The organism is Salinimicrobium oceani (assembly GCF_012037645.1).
The window spans coordinates 49,999-68,121 of sequence record NZ_JAAVJR010000007.1 but is presented as its reverse complement, the minus strand read 5'-3'; the positions used below and the strand labels follow the sequence as shown (position 1 = coordinate 68,121).

Here is an 18,123-nt window from a genome sequence, read left to right as displayed (position 1 = left end):
CTCAATTTTTGATATTTATCCTAAGCCTTACAGCAATGTAAGGCTTTTTTTATTGTCCGATTTTAAGAATGCTCTTTCTTCGTGGAGGAAAAATTCCTATTCTGCTCATTTCTAAACCTGAGGCTTGAAAAGTTTTCCACCTTTGCGTTTTAGAAATTTTCTTACCTTAATTGCATGAAACAGCTCCTCTTTTTTTTATTCCTGAGCCTGCAGCTTTCAGCTCAGGATTTTTTAGTGAAAAAAGGTGTGGTAATAGACGATCTCAAGGTTGGGGACAGCCTTGAAGAAAGTTATTCTCTATATCTTCCGCTAGCTTATGAAAATGGAAAACAATGGCCAATGCTATTGATCTTCGATGGGGAAGGCAGAGGAAAATCTGCCGCACATCTGTTCAGGTTGGCTGCCGAGGAGCAGGGCTACTTGCTGGTGTCTTCCAATGATATTAGTGATCAAAATGATCTGGAAGAAAATGTTATGATTGCCAGCCGACTACTGCAGTATGTAACAGCCATCTTACCAGTAGACTTTCAGCAGGTTTCCACCTCCGGATCGATGACCGGAGCCAAAGTTGCCAGCTCATTTCCTCTCATATTTGATAATATCCACGGAGTAGTTGCCGTTGGCGATCACTGGCTGAATTTCAATTTGCTTGACGAAAGAAAGAATTTTGCCTTTATAGGAATTGTGGGAGATGAGCAGTTCTCTGTTGCAGAAATGAACCATACGGCAGATCTCCTGGCGCGGCTAAAATTTCCCAGCCAGGTCTATACCTATGATGGTAATGAAGAGTGGCCCAGCCCTGAGATCATTAACAGCGCAGTAGCCTCCCTTTCCCTGGATGCCATGCGCAAAGGGAAAAGACCTGTTGACAGGCAGTTGATCGAAAACCTGTATCAACAGGATTTAGCCAGGGTTAATAAGCTCATGAGTCTCAATCAGCTCCTCAATGCAGAAAACCTTCTCGATATAATGGAGGAAAAGTATGATGATCTAATAGATAACTCCCAACTCAGGTCTCAGCAGGACCAGCTTTCGAGGTCCAGAAATTACTCTCTTCAAAAAAGAGAGCAGAACGAGATTTCTCAAAAGGAATCGCGTCTTATGGACGATTTTATTTACTACATGGAAGACGACATTCGCTCTTCAAACTTTGAAAATCTCGGGTGGTGGAATTATCAGAAAATTCAGCTCGACTCCCTCTCACAAAGAAATAATGCCGAAGACAAAATGGCTGTAAGGCTAAAGGGTTTTATAAAGGAGTACGCACGCTTAAAGAGATCTGCTTTAAAAGAGGACAGAACGAGTTCTCTGGAAAGCAAATTGCTGGCCAACATGCTCCATACCATTTTTGATCCACAGGCATTTGATGCTTATAAAGAGATCATTTCCCTAAGTGCGCAGGATAACGATTTTCAAACTGCTTATTTCTATCTTGAAGAAATGCTCAAGCACGGCTTTAAAGATATGCAGGCTTTATACAAGATCGAAGGAACACTTGGGTTACGCTTGACTCCAGAATATAACTCGATCATCGAAAAATACTTAGGAACTTCAAAGTTTCACTAATTAAAAATACCTTCCAAAAATGCGATTTTTGACCCTCTTCTTTTTATGTATCCCCCTTTTCTCCTTGGCCCAGGAAAATGCAGATCCTTCTGTCATTGTTTTCAGAAATAAAATAAATTCAGAATTTAAGGATCCGGAGAAAAGTCCGTTATCGGAAAAGGAGCGCCAGGCTTTTAGTTCGTTAGAGTTCTTTCCAGATAATCCCGCTTTTCGTGTTGAGGCTGAATTTCTGAGAACTCCTAATGAAACTCCCTTTGAAATGCCAACAACTACCGAAAGAAAACCGGTTTATGTGAAGTATGGAGAGCTTTATTTTAGCCTGAACAACAGGGAATACAAGCTGAATGTATATCAAAGTCAGGATCTAAACAGGAAGGAAGAATATAAGGATTATCTTTTTTTACCTTTTACAGACCTTACCAATGGCAATACATCCTACGCCGGAGGCAGATATGTGGACCTAAAGATTCCGGAAGGTAAAATTGTAATGCTCGATTTTAATAAAGCATACAATCCTTACTGCGCCTATAGCGGGAAATATTCCTGCCCTATTCCGCCAAAGGAGAATGATCTAGAGCTTGCAATAAATGCGGGAGTGAAGGACTATAAAAAACCTTCCAGGAGTCGGGCTAAATAAAGTCCCAGTAAAACTGCAGCAATACCCAAAACAATACTTCCTGCAGCGTATATTCCGAAGTGAAGAAAATCTCCGGTTTTTAATAACTGCTGGTTTTCATAACTGAATGCCGAAAAAGTAGTAAATCCACCACAAAAGCCGGTTGCTAAAAACAAGCTCGTGTTTGGAGACAGCAGCTCCTGTTTCAATCCTAACCCCAGTACCAGGCCTATGATGAGGCTTCCGGTGATGTTAACCAGAAAGGTTCCCATTGGAAGATTATATGCCGGATTTAAGTTGCTGGAAACCAGATACCTTAAAACACTGCCGGCACCACCGCCTAAAAATACCAGGAACACCTGTTTCATTACTCTACCGGAATATAGATCTCTGTGACCCAAAGCGCAGGGTTTTCTACCTGGGTTGGATCTGTTATAAAAATTTCAAAAGGCTGGCCTTGTGGGTTCACCATTAGGTTATTGTCTTCTATATACCTGTAGGTGCGTTCCCACGCCTCAGCAGAATTTTTATGATGTCCTTTCAAGGTGGTTTTCACCACTTTTTGAGGCTCAAGATAAGCGCTTAGAATTTCACTTCCCGAAGGAGTGATGACCTGACTTGGAGTGGGCACACCTGTCGAAAAAATAGTGGTGCCGTTGGAATCATCCCGCTGATTGTAAATAATAAGAGGCTGCCCGCTTATGGAAATATTGTTCTGCTGCATAAAGATCCTTACCTGTTCTATCATGCTGGCAGCTTTTGCGCTCACTTCACCCATCCTCGAGGCTGTGGTGGTGAACATATAGTAACCACCGCCATGCTGGGTCACGCCGTCTACATTGATGGAATAAGCTTCCATTTTTTGAATGACGTTTTGCTCAAGATTTTCAAGGCTTTGTTCAAAGATGGGTTGAAATACTTCTGCAAGGTCATGATCCTGAACCGTAAAGGCAAGTTTATCCTTAAAGCTTTGTTCGCCTTCAAGTTTCCAGCTAACCCTGGTTTGATCTCCTTCGGGAGTGAAGGTCCAGTGGATACGACCTTCGGCTTCTCCAATAATGGTTTGCATCACAAGGTTCTGTTCAATCTGACTAAAAGGAATTACTGAAATATTCTGGATCCTACCATCCCGAATATTTTCGGCCTGCCAGGTAAGAGAAGCATCCTGGCCAGAAGAATTTCCGGAAACGTCCATGATCATTCCTTCTTTTTCGCTCCAGGCCTCCCAGCTTTTCCAGTTAGAAAGATCTGCTACTTCTCTAAAGAGCATAGGAGCAGGGGCATTAACAAGTCGGCTGGATTCTGTTGTAAATTCCCCGTCTTTTGTCGCTACGTAAATCGAGCCGGCAATAAAAATGATAAGAAAGAGAAATAAGAGGTACTTGATTATTTTCATGGGGGTGGCAGGTTGTTGTATTTAATACGCTAATATAAATAAATTGAATACGCTAATTCTTACATTTGTTAAGAATTGCCTTAAAAGCTTCTGAAATTAAGCTCAATGTTTTTCGGCAGTTCATATTCCAAAAACCCTTAATTATTTAAAAATGAAAATTAAATTGTATTTGCTGTTGTTCTTGTTTTCAACAGTACTGCTTTCTTGTGCAGATGCGGGAGTTGAAAATCCTGCGGCCGTTGGTGAAGTTGCTGCTTCTGATGATTTTGATTATCAGGTAGACGAATTTGCCGATGTCAAAGTACTGCGTTACCAGATCCCTGGCTGGGAAGACCTTTCCCTGAAGGAACAAAAACTGGTTTATTATCTAGTTGAAGCCGGGTTGGCTGGTCGGGACATTATCTGGGACCAGAACTACAAACACAACCTCAAAATTCGTGAAGCCTTAGAAAATATCTACACGAACTACGAAGGCGACAAATCTTCAGAAGACTGGAAAAACTTTGAGACTTACCTGAAGAGGGTATGGTTCTCAAACGGAATTCACCATCATTACTCAATGGACAAGTTAAAACCTGTTTTCAGCAAGACCTATTTTGATAGCTTGTTAGCTGAAACTGGAACCGAACTTACAGGAGATGCATATGAAGTGATCTTCAATGATAAGGACATGAAGAAGGTGAACCTTGATGAAAGCAAAGGTTTGATTGAAGGTTCTGCAGTGAATTTTTACGGAGAAGGGATTACCGCAAAAGATGTGGAGCAATTCTATGCAAATAAAAAATCTCCAGATCCAAACAGACCTTTTGCCTTTGGCCTTAACTCTAAACTTGTAAAGGAGAATGGACAGCTGGTTGAGAAAGTATACAAAAGTGGAGGCATGTATGGTGCGGCTATAGACAAGATCATCTTCTGGTTGGAAAAAGCACAGGGTGTTGCCGAGAATCAAAAACAGGCCGATGCTCTGGGGCTATTGATCGAATATTACAAGAGTGGGGATCTTAAGACCTGGGATGACTATAACATCGCATGGGTAGAGGCTACAGAAGGTAACATTGATTACATCAACAGTTTCATCGAAGTTTACAATGATCCTCTTGGCTACACAGGTTCCTACGAGAACATTGTGCAGATCAAAGATTTCGACATGAGTGAAAAGATGAGCGTGCTCGAAAAGAATGTTCAGTGGTTTGAAGACAATGCCCCACTAATGGAAGAACATAAAAAGGATTCTGTTGTGGGAGTAACTTATAAAACCGTAATAGTTGCAGGTGAATCTGGAGATGCTTCTCCGGCTACTCCAATTGGTGTAAACCTTCCAAATTCCAACTGGATTAGGAAAGAGCATGGTAGTAAATCGGTTTCTCTTGGAAATATTATTGAAGCTTATAATAACGCGGGAAGCACAGGAAGACTGGAAGAATTTGCTCATGATGAGGAAGAAGTTGCTTTGGAAAAAGAATACGGCGAACTTGCCGATAAACTTCACACCGCTTTACATGAAGTGGTAGGGCATGCTTCTGGCCAATTGAATCCAGGAGTAGGAGAGACCAAGGAAACTTTGAAGAGCTATGCTTCCACTTTGGAAGAAGGACGAGCAGACCTTGTAGGCCTTTATTATCTAATGGATCCAAAACTTGAAGAGCTGGGACTGGTAGATGATCACGAAAAGCTTGGTAAAGCTGCTTATGATGGTTATATCCGAAATGGATTAATGACTCAGCTAATAAGGTTGGAGCCGGGAGCCGATATTGAGGAGGCACACATGAGAAATCGTCAGTGGGTAAGTGCCTGGGTTTTCGAAAAAGGTCGTGAAAAGGGAATTATTGAAAAGGTTTCAAAGGACGGAAAGACCTATTTTAATATTACAGATTATTCTGCTCTTCGTGAGCTTTTTGGGGAGTTGTTAAGAGAGACTCAAAGGATCAAATCTGAAGGCGATTATCAGGCTGCAAAAGACCTCGTTGAAAATTACGGTGTAAAAGTAGATCAGGAAATTCATGGCGAAGTTCTCGAGAGGAACAAGCAATTCAAATCTGCTCCATATAGTGGTTTTGTTAATCCTGTTCTAGTTCCCGAAATGGATGCTAATGGTGAAATTACTGCCATCAAAGTTGTTCAACCTACTTCTTTTGAAGAGCAGATGCTGGACTATTCAGAAAAATACGATGTGCTGCCGTTAGAGAACTAATGGAAGGAGATCCAGAAAAACCGTCATTCGCAAGAATGGCGGTTTTTTTTTGCCGAAGCTTAACCTTTTAAATAATGCTTGATCACGAATAACAGCAGTATAAAAAGCAGGAATCCGCCCAGTACATAGAGGGAACCTTTGTAGTACTTGCGATGAAGCTTTAGATCCTTGCGATAGCTGAAAAAGATCACTGCTGCAAAAACCACAAAGAACACAACGCCAAAAATTATCTGTCCGGTGCTAAACATTTTTCTAATTTTATGCGAATTTAAAGGTTTAGGATGGAAAAAAGACTAAAGAAGGTAGAGGAGTTTCACCGCGCTTTTGGATTGGGAGTGCAACAGAAACCAACTGCACAGCTCGATTTCAAAAAAGTAGAATTGCGCTATGCCCTCATGAAGGAAGAAAATGAGGAGTATCTGGAGGCAGCTACCAAAGGAGATCTTGTGGAAGTGGCCGATGCGTTGGGAGATATGCTATACATTCTCTGCGGAACCATTATCGAACACGGGATGCAGCATAAAATTGAAGAGGTTTTCGACGAGATACAACGAAGTAATATGAGCAAATTGGGCGAAGACGGGAAACCTGTATATCGGGAGGATGGTAAAGTGCTGAAAGGACCTAATTATTCACAACCCGATCTCGCTAAGATCATGGGAATCTAGGCAGGATCTGTGATTGAAAGAGCGGACCTTGCCAAGCAATAAGCTTTTATCCCTGAACCTGCAACTCAATAGGTTCATCACCCGCAGGTTTTAGATCCCAATTCTTGACTCTGGTTTCTCTTTTTTATTACCTTGTAGGGATGAGAGCATTGATTTTTCTACTACTTGGTATCATTATAATATCCTGTCGAAATTCAGGAGGGAAGGAACAGCAGCATGAGGAACCTGCCACGCCAGTACCCGACCCGGTTGAAAGCTCAACAAAATACACCTCCCAAAAATGGCATTTTTCAGCAGAAATTCCTGCGAGTTTTGAAGTCTTTGAAGGACAATTACCGGGCGAGGCACCTGTAATAAATTTCTACGACCAGAACATACCAAAAGACCCACCTTTCGCGATCCACAATGATGCCTCTTTCTTGTATATCGCGGTTTTGCCTGAAGGGTTTGGGGTTGATGCTCCAGGTGGCCCAAGAACAACTCTTCAGACATATAATGAAAATTTCGTGCTCTCATTTGACCTTGACCTGCAGAATTCCTATGCTTATCTTCTCGAAAATGGAGAGGCCTGGGCCATGAGCCTCAGGTTTCATTCTCCACCTCCGGGCTGGAATGAATATGGAAATATTTTCGTGTTTTATGAAGTTCAGGATTTTAGAGCCGAATGCTTCAGTAGTAATACAGGTAAAAAGATACCTCTGGCGCAGTGTGATGCTTTGGGAGGAGATGTAATGAAATTTTACGGCGAGATTTCCGAAGCAAAAAAACAGGCGCTAAATGACATTTTAGAGAGTCTATATTTTACAGATCCTAATCGGGAACGAGAGGAAATCTCTCAACTAATAAAAGTCGAAGCACCAAAGGCAGATGAAGTTGTGAATTCACCTATAAAAATTGCTGGTAAAGCAAAAGGTTTCTGGTTCTTTGAAGCTACAGCCCCGGTGAGACTGATCTCTGAAGATGGGAAGGAGCTGGCTCAAGGTTATATCGAGGCACAGGAAGACTGGATGACCGAAGATTGGGTTCCATTTGAAGCAAACCTGGATTTTGAAACAAAAGAAAAGCGCGGTTATTTAATATTTAACCGCGCCAATGCTTCAGGGAAACCAGAAAATGACAGGATACTTCGCGTTCCTGTGAAATTTAACTAGCTTCTTTTAACAAGATGTCTCCAGCCGAACTTGTCTTCTGCTTTATTGTACTGGATCTCCATCAATTTCTTTTTAAAGAAGGCCGCATAGGAATCTTCCAGTTGAGGTAATTCAAATTTTTCACCTTTATTTCCAAAACCTCTCACGGGATTAATAGTCGCCGCAGTTCCAGATCCAAAGATCTCCTTAAGCTCACCTTTGGAAGCAGCGTCAACAACTTCCGATACTTTCACGCGTCTTACCTCTGCCTCAATTCCAAATTCTTCTGCAAGTTTGAGAACACTTCTACGAGTTACGCCATCAAGGATGCGGTCGCTGGTAGGAGCAGTGATAAGTTTATCTCCAATTCGGAAAAAGATGTTCATTGTACCCGCTTCTTCGAGGTACTCATGTGAATTGGCATCGGTCCACACAATTTGCTGATATCCTTCTTCCTTAGCAAGGTTAGTTGGATAGAATTGAGCTCCATAATTACCTGCTGCCTTTGCATAGCCCACACCACCATCTGCAGCGCGACTGAATTTGTCTGCAAAGAAAACACGCACTTCTCCGCTGTAATAAGCTTTTGCAGGCGAGCAAATGATCATGAACTTATAAGTTTTTGAAGGAGAAGCTGAAACTCCTCTTTCTGTAGCTATAACGAATGGACGTATGTATAATGAATTTCCGAAACCTTTTTTAACCCAGTCGCGGTCCATATCCAGAAGTGTTTCCAGGCCCTCAAGGAATAGATCTTCAGGAAATTCTGGTATTGCCAGTCTTACAGAAGATTTATTGAAACGCTCAATATTTGCTTTAGGACGAAATAACCAAACCTGGTCTTCATCATCTTTAAAAGCCTTCATTCCTTCAAAAATGGCCTGCCCGTAATGAAAAACTTTAGCCGAAGGATCTAGCTGAATGGGACCATAAGGTTTAATTACTGGATTTTGCCATTGACCATCAATATAGTCGCACTCCATCATATGGTCTGCAAAGACATTACCAAAGATGAGATTTTCAAAATCAACCGAATCGATCCTTGAAGCTTTTGCTTCAACTACATCGATTGCGAGAGGTACATTTTTCATGTTCAAATATTTGCTGCAAATTTACCGAAATAAATACAGGTTCTGGGAATGTGAAATAACTAATTTTATCTTAATTTGAATTTTCTAAACCTTTAACAGGAACATGATGAAAAAAATGAATGCTTTACTACTGTTTTGCTCATTTCTCATAACATTTTCAGGGATTGCTCAGGTGGATAATTCAGGGGAAAGTGAAATGTATACTTCTGTGGGTGAGGAATTTAAAATAGAGAATTTACTGTCTGCTACTCAAATGCAAAGTAGGTACGAGAACCTTAAAGTTGGCGATACACTGCAGGTTACCTTTAAAAGCGATGTGGTTTCTGTTTGCAAGAAAAAAGGTTGCTGGATGAATGTGGCGCTGGAAGATGGGCGCGAAGTGATGGTGAAATTTAAAGATTATGCTTTTTTCGTACCTAAAGATATAGAGAATAAGGAAGTGATCATGGAGGGGAAAGCCTATGTGACCGAAATGTCTGTTGAAGATCAACGGCATTATGCCGAAGATGCAGGAAAATCTCCGCAGGAAGTAACGGCAATAACGCAACCTTCTGTAACCCTTTCTTTTCTTGCTGAAGGAGTGAAGATCAAAAAATAATTTTGAAGAGAGAGATCACCAGAACCGGCGACGGATCTTATACTATTTTTTTACCTGAGTGGAATGAACATTACCATTCAAAACATGGTGCTGTACAGGAGGCTTTACATGTATTTCTAAAAACAGGTCTTGAGCATTATCTTGTAAAGAATAAACCCGGTAAGATAGCGATCCTGGAAATTGGCTTCGGAACTGGTTTGAATGCATTGCTCACGCTGCTGGAAGCCGAAAATGAAAAGCTAAGGGTTGACTACACCGGCGTGGAGGCTTATCCTGTTGAGGCAAGAGAATTGGAACTACTGGATTATTCTGCTGCCGTGGGAGGAGGTAAGGCTTCCATCCTGTTTGAGAAACTTCACAGTTGTGCCTGGGAAAAAAGGGAAGAGATTTCGCCATTTTTCAGGCTTCAGAAGGAGAAGAAATTTTTTAAGGAGATTTCAGAAGAAAGCGCTTTTGACCTGATCTATTTCGATGCCTTCGGGCCTCGGGTTCAACCTGAACTATGGAGTGAGGAGGTATTTGTGAATATGTATAAATGCCTTAGGAATAACGGGGTACTCGTGACGTATTCAGCTAAAGGCAGCGTAAGAAGAGCCATGCAGGCTGCAGGATTTGCAGTGGAGCGCCTGCCTGGACCGCCAGGCAAAAGAGAAATGCTGCGTGCCACAAAGGCGTAAAGCAAATGGCTGTTAAACCTTTAATAAAGGGTTTTATCTTACCTCTAATTTCAAGTAAATTCCAATAAAAATGCGAATTCTAATAACCGGTGCTACCGGCCTGGTAGGAACTGAGATCACCCGTCTTTGTCATGAAAGTGGCATTCATGTAAATTACCTTACTACAAAAAAGGAGAAGGTCGAAAAAAACGAAGCTTTTCGAGGCTATTACTGGAACCCTTCAAAAGCTGAAATCGATGCGCGCTGCCTGGAGGGCGTAGGTGCAATTATCAATCTGGCAGGGGCAAATGTTTTTCAACCCTGGACATCTTCGGCGAAACACAAGATCCTTAATAGCCGTATTAGCTCTCTTGAGCTTTTACACAAGCTGCTTAAGGAAAATCCACATGAAGTGGGGCAACTGGTTTCGGCAAGTGCTATAGGAATTTACCCAAGTTCCATGACCAAGATGTATGAAGAAGAGGAAAAGGAACTGGCAGATAATTTTTTAGGAGAGGTAAGCAAGAAATGGGAGGCAGCAGCTGACGAACTGAAGAGGTTAGGCTTGCTGGTCTCCAAAGTGCGGATTGGAATAGTCCTTTCTGCCGATGGTGGGGCTTTACCGCAAATTATAAGACCTGTAAAAATGAATTTTGGAGCTCCCCTTGGTTCGGGGCAGCAATGGCAATCGTGGATACATATTCAGGACCTGGCTCGCATTTTTATGTTCATCATTACGAATGGTCTTAGCGGAGTATACAATGGTGTAGCGCCAAATCCTGCAACCAATGAAGATCTTACTAAAGAAATTGCCCTGGCTCTGAATAAGAAACTTTGGCTTCCTAAGGTGCCGGGTTTTGCTTTAAAGCTGGCAATGGGCGAAATGTCCGGTGTAGTACTGGGCAGCCAACTGGTGAGCAGCCAGAAGATACAGGATGAGGGTTTTTCTTTTTACCATGTCAACCTGCGGCAGGCGATCCAGGATATAATGCACAAAAAAACCGGCGCTTAGGCCGGTTTTCTTCTGGATCAACATTTTATTACTGAGCTCTGTTGGCTTTAACCTTAATGGTTAATTCCATTTCATCGCTAATGAAATTGTCTCCCAGGTTGTCAAAGACAGATTTTGAGCCGTAGTTTACACCCCAATCGGTTCTGTCAATAGTAAAGGTTTCACTTTCTAGAGTCAGTTCGTTTTCACCTATAGTAGTACGTACCGGAAACTGAATGTTCTTTGTCGAATCCTTTAAAGTAAGATTTCCCTGAAGCAACTTTTGCCCGTTTTCTTCAGAGACACCGGTGATCTCGAAAGTGGCTGTCGGATACTGCTTTACATTAAAGAAATCAGTTTCTTTTCCTTCTACGGTACCTTTAAGATGATTCTCCAGGCTCGTACGTTGTTTATCTTCCATCCCTTCATCGGTAACCTTAATAGAGTTCATGTCAATAGTGACGCGTCCACTGGAAACCTTTTCGGTGGTAGCCATGATACTACCATTCTGGATACTTATAGTTCCCTTATGCTCTCCTGTTGGTTTGGTTCCTCTCCATTCAATAGTTGAGGCTGTAGTATCGATCTCGTAGGTGCGAGCTTCGTCGGCAGCTACTGCTGCTTCCTCTGCTTCACCCGGTTCCACTCGGTTTGATTTATCATCTTTACAGGCAACACTTCCAAGGGTGATTCCTGCTACTAGTACAAAATTTAAAACTCTTTTTTTCATTGTATATACAAATATGGTTTAAGCGTGTAAAATTATCATATTAAGCTTCCCTTTTTCCTAAATGTATATTAAAAATTTCTGGTGACATTTTGACATTTGAGATTTCTTGGCAGTACTTTTGCCTATTGATGTCACGGAATAAAAATACTATCAGATGAGTAAAAAAGAAGAGAAACAGGAGAATATATCAGCAGAGGAGAATATCAAGGACCAGGTAGAGGAAATTCTTGATGATGCCATTGAGGAAGCAGATAAAAAGGAAACTGGAGCCGGAGATGGGAACCAGGAGGCGCCTGAAACTTCTGAAAAAGAGCAGCTAAGAGCCGATCTGGAAAAGGAGAAAGATAAGTTTTTACGCCTTTTTGCAGAATTTGAGAATTACAAGCGTCGCACCAGTAAGGAACGGGTAGAGCTTTTTAAAACTGCAGGGCAGGATGTCATATCTTCCATGTTACCTGTGCTTGACGATTTTGACCGTGCAATGACCGAGATCAATAAAGCCCAGGATAAAGAGCTGCTGAAGGGAGTTGAACTTATTCACAATAAATTCAAGGAAACGCTACGTGCAAAGGGTCTTGAACAAATGGAAGTGAAGGAAGGAGATGCTTTTGACGCAGAGATTCATGAAGCTATTACTCAGATCCCTGCACCGTCAGATAAATTAAAGGGCAAGGTTGTTGACGTAGTAGAAAAAGGTTATAAACTAGGGGACCGTATCATTCGCTATCCAAAAGTAGTGACCGGAAAATAGTTTAACCTCTCATACCCACATACCATACAGCAATGAAACAGGATTATTACGAAATATTAGGCATTAGCAAGAACGCAACTACAGCCGAGATCAAGAAGGCATATAGGAAAAAAGCGATCGAATTTCACCCCGATAAAAATCCGGGAGATGCCAAGGCAGAAGAAATGTTCAAGAAAGCGGCCGAAGCGTACGAAATATTGAGCAATGATGACAAGCGGGCAAGATATGACAGATTCGGTCACCAGGCCTTCGAAAATGGAGGTTTCGGCGGTGGCGGCGGAATGAACATGGATGATATCTTTAGCCAGTTTGGAGATATATTTGGAGGTGCCTTTGGTGGCGGAGGTGGTTTCTCTGGCTTTGGCGGCTTTGGTGGCGGTGGAGGTCAGCGAAGAGTGAAAGGTAGTAACCTGCGTATTCGTGTGGCGCTTACGCTTGAGGAAATTGCCAACGGGGTTGAGAAGAAGATAAAGGTAAAACGAAAGATCCAGGCCAAGGATACTACATACAAAACCTGCTCAACCTGTAATGGAACCGGTCAAATTACCAGGATCACCAATACGATCTTAGGTAGAATGCAAACGGCTTCTCCTTGTACCACTTGTGGAGGTAGCGGACAAATGATCGATCATAAACCTGCCGATGCCGATGCTCAAGGCTTGGTTATGAGAGAAGAAACTGTTTCTATAAAAATTCCGGCGGGGGTAGTGGAAGGCATGCAGTTAAAGGTTTCAAACAAAGGGAATGATGCTCCTGGAAATGGAGTGCCCGGAGACCTTCTAGTGGCAATTGAAGAAAAGGAACATGAATTTCTTCAAAGAGAAGGGGATAACCTGCATTATGATCTGTATATAAGCCTTTCGGAAGCAGTGCTTGGAACTTCTCGGGAAATAGAAACCGTATCGGGAAAAGTACGAATTAAGATCGATGAAGGGGTCCAGTCTGGCAAGATATTAAGATTGCGTGGCAAAGGGATACCCAATATCAATGGATATGGAAAAGGAGACCTTCTAGTACATGTAAATGTCTGGACTCCAAAAACTCTGAGTCGCGAGCAGAGGGAATTTTTTGAGCGAATGGCGACAGACGAACACTTTCAACCTAAGCCGGAAAAATCGGATAAATCGTTTTTTGAAAAAGTTAAAGATATGTTTACATAATTTGTTTTTGTTAAAAATTTTTGCATATATTTGAACATCACTAATTCAGGTTAGTGGTAAATTTTTCTTTTTCATAGCAATTTTTTTCCCATCCTTAAGCAATTAAGGGTGGGTTTTGCTTTTAGCCTCCTAACGTTTTTGACATTTCGAAGATTCTTAATTTCTTCCTAATAAGAAGAAGGCCGATCTTCAAATCTCTATATTTACACAAAGCTCATTTATGGATCATATTTTAGTAGCAGAGAATATTTCAAAGAAATTTGGAGAATTTACTGCACTGAACAATATCTCTCTGGAAATTCCTCGGGGCAGCATTTTCGGCCTGCTGGGACCTAATGGAGCAGGAAAGACCACCTTTATTAGGATCATTAACCAAATTACCATGCCCGATAGTGGGAGAATGTTGCTGGATGGGCATCCTCTCCAGCCAAAGGACATACAGCACATTGGTTATTTGCCCGAGGAACGCGGGCTGTATAAATCTATGAAGGTGGGAGAGCAGGCTCTTTATCTGGCACAGCTAAAAGGGCTTTCAAAGCAGGAAGCTAAAGCACGTCTCCAATACTGGTTCGAGAGATTACAGATTCAGGACTGGTGGGGAAAGAAGATACAGGAGCTTTCTAAAGGAATGGCTCAGAAAGTTCAGTTTGTAGTGACGGTGCTACATCAGCCTAAATTGCTCATTTTCGATGAACCCTTTAGCGGCTTTGATCCTGTAAATGCAAATCTTATCAAAGAAGAAATTCTTCAACTTCGCGCGGAAGGCGCAACCATCCTTTTTTCAACCCACCGCATGGAAAGCGTGGAAGAAATGTGTGACAGTATGGCTCTCATTCACAGGGGAAATAAGCTTTTGGATGGGAAAGTGAACGAGATCAAGCGCAACTACAAATCAAATACCTTTGAAGTAGGCCTCCTTTCAAATGATCCCCAAAACTTACGAAAGGAACTTGAAGAGAAATTTCTTATTTCCAGCACAGAATTCAAGAGTATTAACGAAGACCTGAAACTAAAGATCCAGATAGACGAGCAGGCTTCTCCTAATGACCTTTTGATCTACCTCACCTCACGGGCACAGGTAAATCATTTTGTGGAGGTGATCCCCTCTGTCAATGATATCTTTATTAAAACAGTTACATCCAATGCGTAATCTGAAACTCATTATCAAAAGGGAATATCTGGCGAGGGTAAAAAACAAGGCCTTTATTGTGATGACCTTTGTGAGTCCGCTCATCCTGGTTGGGATGATCGTGCTTATCGCCTACTTGGTTAATCTAAATTCAGAAGCTCAACGCGTCGTGGCCATTAATGATGAGAGCGGACAATTTATTTCAGAATTTAAGGATTCAAAAGAGATAAAATACATAGATCTTTCAGCTGTGGAACTTGATGCAGCCAAGACGATTGTGAAAGAAAAGGAATATTACGGCCTTTTGTATATTCCGCAGTTGAAGCAAAATACGGTGCCCGACATAGAATTTTTTGGAAAGGAAGCACCTGCTTTTGGGTTTCTCACACAAATGGAGAAAATAATAGGAGATAAACTAACAAACAGACAGTTACTTTCCCAGGGAATAGATGTAGAGCTTATCGAAGCATCCCAGGCCAAAATAGATATAGGTATTCAGAATTTTTCAGGGGAAAAAACTTCAAAAATGTCGACCTACGTAAAAATGTTTTTCGGCGGGGCGGCAGGTTATCTTTTAATGATGTTTATCATCATTTATGGAAACATGGTGATGAGAAGTGTCATTGAGGAAAAGACAAATCGCATTGTCGAGATCATTATATCTTCTGTTAAGCCTATTCATCTCATGCTTGGAAAGATCCTTGGAACTTCCTTTGCCGGTATTACGCAATTCCTTATATGGGTGATCCTTGGAGGAATAATGCTTACTGTAATTTCTACTATTGCGGGAGTAGACATGGCGACTGTGCACGGGCCTCAACAACAGGCAATGGAACAGATCTCAGATAATGAATTACAACAACTGGTGATCGATATTGCCAGGCTTCCTATGTTGTTGTTACTTGTGAGCTTCTTGATCTATTTTATTGGAGGATATTTCCTTTACAGTGCTATCTATGCCGCAATAGGAGCGGCAGTAGATAGTGAAACCGATACGCAGCAGTTCATGCTTCCTGTGATCCTTCCACTTATGTTAGGGATCTATGTCGGATTTTTTGCGGTTATTGAAAATCCCCATGGGGTAGTTTCTACTGTTTTTTCTATGATCCCTCTAACCTCACCTATTGTTATGCTTATGCGGATTCCCTTTGGGGTGACTTGGTGGGAACTAGCCATCTCAATTAGCATTCTTATTCTTAGCATTGCAGGTGTTGTGTGGATCGCCGCAAAGATATACAGGGTAGGAATTTTAATGTACGGTAAAAAACCAAGTTATAAGGAATTATACAAATGGCTTAAATATTAAGAGTTTTTTTGGAGGATTCGGGAAAGACTATCCGTTACTTTATACTAAAATCGGAAAAATGCGAATTTACCCCTGTTTTCTCTTTTTCGTAGTCTTCTTTTGTACTGCAGAAAATTCCATCGCCCAGTCCACAGATCTGGCTCGCCTGGAGTATACTTATTTTCCTCAAACAGATTCAGATAATTCCTTTCGCAGATTCAAGAGCTTTGTGAATTTTCCAATCGCCCTGGGAAGTGAGGGCAGTTATCTGGTACCGGGAATCGAATACGAAAATGTAAACTTTAAGTATGAAGATGCGAGTCCGTTTTCAGGTATGGACGAACTAGATCGATTTCAGTCCTTTTCTGCCAGTCTGGGTTATACCTTCCCAATGAATAATGACTGGCGTTTTGCAGCAACTTTAGGTGGAATGCTGGCTTCAAACTTTGAAGAAGGTAAGGTCATCAAAGACGATCTTTTATATACAGGGTCTGTGTTTTTCATTAAGGACAGAGCTGGGGAAGGTGAAGCAGATAAACCCTGGAGACTCATCCTGGGATTGCACTATTCCACAACCTCAGGTTTTCCTTTTCCGCTGCCGGTGATCAATTACTACAGAGAATTCTCACCACAGTGGTCCTTCTCAGCAGGAGTGCCAAAGTCAAATTTAAAATATTCTTTTAATGAAAAACATCATCTCCAGGCTTTTGCCACTTTAGATGGTTTTTTTGCCAATCTTCAGAAGAACAGGAGCATGCCCCTTAGCGGGGAAGTTGCCGAAAATATTTCCATGACTATTGTTCTGGGAGGTTTGGGATACGAATATAATTTTACTAAACATTTAGTATATTACCTCTACGCCGGCCATACTTTAATGAATGACATACGTCTTCGCGACCACAACAGGGATGATGTCTATGTGATCAATGAAGTGAACACCTTTTACTGCCGCAGTGGATTAAAATTCAAAATTTAAGAGCATGCCAAGAATACTCATCATAGAAGACGAAGCAGCGATAAGAAGAGTCCTGGTCAAAATTTTAAGCGAGGAGAACAATACTTATGAAGTGGAGGAAGCTGCCGACGGGCTGGAAGGAATAGAAAAAATTAGAGAACAGGAATACGATCTCATCTTATGTGATATTAAGATGCCAAAAATGGACGGGGTGGAAGTGCTGGAAGCTGTAAAAAAGCTTAATTCTGAAGTACCTATTGTCATGATCTCCGGCCATGGAGATCTGGATACTGCAGTGAATACTATGAGACTTGGAGCCTTTGATTATATTTCCAAACCTCCAGATCTAAACAGGCTGCTCAACACGGTCCGCAATGCCTTAGATCGAAAGGAGCTTGTGGTGGAGAATACACGCCTCAAGAAACAGGTGAGTAAAAATTTAGAAATGATCGGGGAGTCGCAGGAAATCTCCCGAATTAAGGAGATCATCGAAAAAGTAGCTCCTACAGATGCCAGAGTTCTTATTACCGGACCCAACGGAACCGGGAAGGAGCTGGTAGCACACTGGCTACATCAAAAGAGCGATCGTTCTTCGGGGCCTATGATCGAGGTGAACTGCGCAGCTATACCTTCAGAATTGATCGAAAGCGAACTTTTTGGTCATGTCAAAGGAGCTTTTACTTCAGCAAATAAAGACAGGGCAGGTAAATTTGAGGCTGCCAATGGTGGAACCATTTTCCTTGATGAGGTAGGAGACATGAGTTTGTCGGCACAGGCAAAGGTCTTACGTGCCTTACAGGAAAGCAAGATCTCGAGAGTGGGGAGCGACAAAGATATTAAAGTGAATGTAAGGGTAATTGCTGCCACTAATAAGGATCTTAAAAAAGAGATCGAGGAAAACAAATTTCGGGAAGACCTCTATCACAGGCTGGCGGTAATTCTTATTAAAGTTCCGGCGCTTAATGAAAGGCGGGATGATATTCCCCTGCTCGTAAATTTCTTTGCTGAAAAGATCTCGGCTGAACAGGGAGTGAATCAGAAAACTTTTTCAGACAAGGCTTTAGATCTTCTGAAGGAATACAACTGGACGGGAAATATTCGTGAACTTAGAAACGTGGTGGAACGCCTCATCATTTTAGGAGGGCAGGAAGTAAGTGAAGAGGACGTAAGACTATTCGCAAGTAAATAAAAAAGTTCCTTCCTTAACAAA

General features: G+C 41.7%; 19 protein-coding genes. 14 read left to right on the top strand and 5 right to left on the bottom strand.

The features are described 5' to 3' along the window. Window positions 1-174 precede the first annotated feature (174 nt). Window positions 175-1,566 (top strand): hypothetical protein, encoded by a 1,392-nt coding sequence (locus tag HC175_RS12380; protein WP_168138817.1) that lies wholly within the window; start codon window positions 175-177, stop codon window positions 1,564-1,566. 19 nt (window positions 1,567-1,585) lie between these two features. Then, the gene (locus HC175_RS12375) at window positions 1,586-2,203 is read left to right on the top strand and encodes a DUF1684 domain-containing protein (protein ID WP_168138816.1); all 618 of its coding nucleotides are present in this window, start codon (window positions 1,586-1,588) and stop codon (window positions 2,201-2,203) included. Here the strand turns inward: HC175_RS12375 and crcB are convergent. After that, window positions 2,170-2,550: a fluoride efflux transporter CrcB gene (gene crcB, locus HC175_RS12370; protein WP_168138815.1), complete on the bottom strand. Its 381-nt coding sequence runs from the start codon at window positions 2,548-2,550 to the stop codon at window positions 2,170-2,172. The genes HC175_RS12375 and crcB overlap by 34 nt on opposite strands. After that, on the bottom strand, window positions 2,550-3,578 hold the full coding sequence (locus HC175_RS12365) for a GyrI-like domain-containing protein (RefSeq protein ID WP_168138814.1): 1,029 nt from the start codon (window positions 3,576-3,578) through the stop codon (window positions 2,550-2,552). The genes crcB and HC175_RS12365 overlap by 1 nt, the downstream gene beginning before the upstream one ends. Window positions 3,579-3,729: 151 nt before the next feature. On the opposite strand from HC175_RS12365, the gene HC175_RS12360 reads away from it, so the two are divergent. Next, window positions 3,730-5,769 carry a dipeptidyl-peptidase 3 family protein gene (locus HC175_RS12360; RefSeq protein ID WP_168138813.1) on the top strand — a complete coding sequence of 680 codons (2,040 nt, stop codon included), beginning with the start codon at window positions 3,730-3,732 and terminating at the stop codon, window positions 5,767-5,769. 59 nt (window positions 5,770-5,828) lie between these two features. On the opposite strand, the gene HC175_RS12355 is transcribed toward HC175_RS12360, so the two are convergent. Continuing rightward, window positions 5,829-6,017 (bottom strand): hypothetical protein, encoded by a 189-nt coding sequence (locus tag HC175_RS12355; protein WP_168138812.1) that lies wholly within the window; start codon window positions 6,015-6,017, stop codon window positions 5,829-5,831. A 33-nt stretch (window positions 6,018-6,050) separates the two neighbouring features. Here HC175_RS12355 and HC175_RS12350 point away from each other — a divergent pair, with 33 nt between their 5' ends. Both HC175_RS12350 and HC175_RS12345 read left to right on the top strand, forming a co-directional pair. Beyond that, the gene (locus HC175_RS12350) at window positions 6,051-6,437 is read left to right on the top strand and encodes a pyrophosphohydrolase domain-containing protein (protein ID WP_168138811.1); all 387 of its coding nucleotides are present in this window, start codon (window positions 6,051-6,053) and stop codon (window positions 6,435-6,437) included. A gap of 140 nt (window positions 6,438-6,577) precedes the next feature. Beyond that, a complete protein-coding gene (locus HC175_RS12345) occupies window positions 6,578-7,588 on the top strand; it encodes a Gmad2 immunoglobulin-like domain-containing protein (protein ID WP_168138810.1) in 1,011 nt (336 codons plus the stop codon). Here HC175_RS12345 and HC175_RS12340 read toward each other — a convergent pair. Further along, complete coding sequence (locus HC175_RS12340) at window positions 7,585-8,658, bottom strand: branched-chain amino acid aminotransferase (RefSeq protein WP_168138809.1); 1,074 nt, start codon at window positions 8,656-8,658, stop codon at window positions 7,585-7,587. The two genes, HC175_RS12345 and HC175_RS12340, sit on opposite strands and share 4 nt — an antisense overlap. A gap of 115 nt (window positions 8,659-8,773) precedes the next feature. On the opposite strand from HC175_RS12340, the gene HC175_RS12335 reads away from it, so the two are divergent. From HC175_RS12335 to HC175_RS12325, 3 genes are all read left to right on the top strand, one after another. Then, window positions 8,774-9,256, top strand: a complete 483-nt coding sequence (locus tag HC175_RS12335) for a DUF4920 domain-containing protein (RefSeq protein WP_235942613.1) — start codon at window positions 8,774-8,776, stop codon at window positions 9,254-9,256. A gap of 2 nt (window positions 9,257-9,258) precedes the next feature. Next, on the top strand, window positions 9,259-9,933 hold the full coding sequence (gene mnmC2 / locus HC175_RS12330; protein WP_168138808.1) for a tRNA (5-methylaminomethyl-2-thiouridine)(34)-methyltransferase MnmC2: 675 nt from the start codon (window positions 9,259-9,261) through the stop codon (window positions 9,931-9,933). Between the two features lie 70 nt (window positions 9,934-10,003). Next, window positions 10,004-10,924, top strand: coding sequence for a TIGR01777 family oxidoreductase (locus tag HC175_RS12325; RefSeq protein ID WP_168138807.1), 921 nt, complete (start codon window positions 10,004-10,006; stop codon window positions 10,922-10,924). 28 nt (window positions 10,925-10,952) lie between these two features. On the opposite strand, the gene HC175_RS12320 is transcribed toward HC175_RS12325, so the two are convergent. Continuing rightward, entirely contained in the window at window positions 10,953-11,633 is a 681-nt protein-coding gene (locus HC175_RS12320; RefSeq protein WP_168138806.1) for a YceI family protein, read from the bottom strand. Window positions 11,634-11,787: 154 nt separating this feature from the next. Here HC175_RS12320 and HC175_RS12315 point away from each other — a divergent pair, with 154 nt between their 5' ends. From HC175_RS12315 to HC175_RS12290, 6 genes are all read left to right on the top strand, one after another. Beyond that, window positions 11,788-12,384, top strand: a complete 597-nt coding sequence (locus tag HC175_RS12315; RefSeq protein WP_168138805.1) for a nucleotide exchange factor GrpE — start codon at window positions 11,788-11,790, stop codon at window positions 12,382-12,384. Window positions 12,385-12,416: 32 nt separating this feature from the next. Further along, entirely contained in the window at window positions 12,417-13,544 is a 1,128-nt protein-coding gene (gene dnaJ, locus HC175_RS12310; protein ID WP_168138804.1) for a molecular chaperone DnaJ, read from the top strand. Window positions 13,545-13,764: 220 nt separating this feature from the next. Next, the gene (locus tag HC175_RS12305; protein WP_168138803.1) at window positions 13,765-14,694 is read left to right on the top strand and encodes an ABC transporter ATP-binding protein; all 930 of its coding nucleotides are present in this window, start codon (window positions 13,765-13,767) and stop codon (window positions 14,692-14,694) included. Next, window positions 14,687-15,979 (top strand): ABC transporter permease, encoded by a 1,293-nt coding sequence (locus HC175_RS12300; RefSeq protein ID WP_168138802.1) that lies wholly within the window; start codon window positions 14,687-14,689, stop codon window positions 15,977-15,979. The genes HC175_RS12305 and HC175_RS12300 overlap by 8 nt, the downstream gene beginning before the upstream one ends. A 58-nt stretch (window positions 15,980-16,037) precedes the next feature. Further along, window positions 16,038-16,934, top strand: a complete 897-nt coding sequence (locus tag HC175_RS12295; RefSeq protein ID WP_168138801.1) for a DUF6268 family outer membrane beta-barrel protein — start codon at window positions 16,038-16,040, stop codon at window positions 16,932-16,934. Between the two features lie 4 nt (window positions 16,935-16,938). Further along, window positions 16,939-18,102 carry a sigma-54-dependent transcriptional regulator gene (locus HC175_RS12290; protein WP_168138800.1) on the top strand — a complete coding sequence of 388 codons (1,164 nt, stop codon included), beginning with the start codon at window positions 16,939-16,941 and terminating at the stop codon, window positions 18,100-18,102. The last annotated feature ends 21 nt before the right edge of the window (window positions 18,103-18,123 follow it).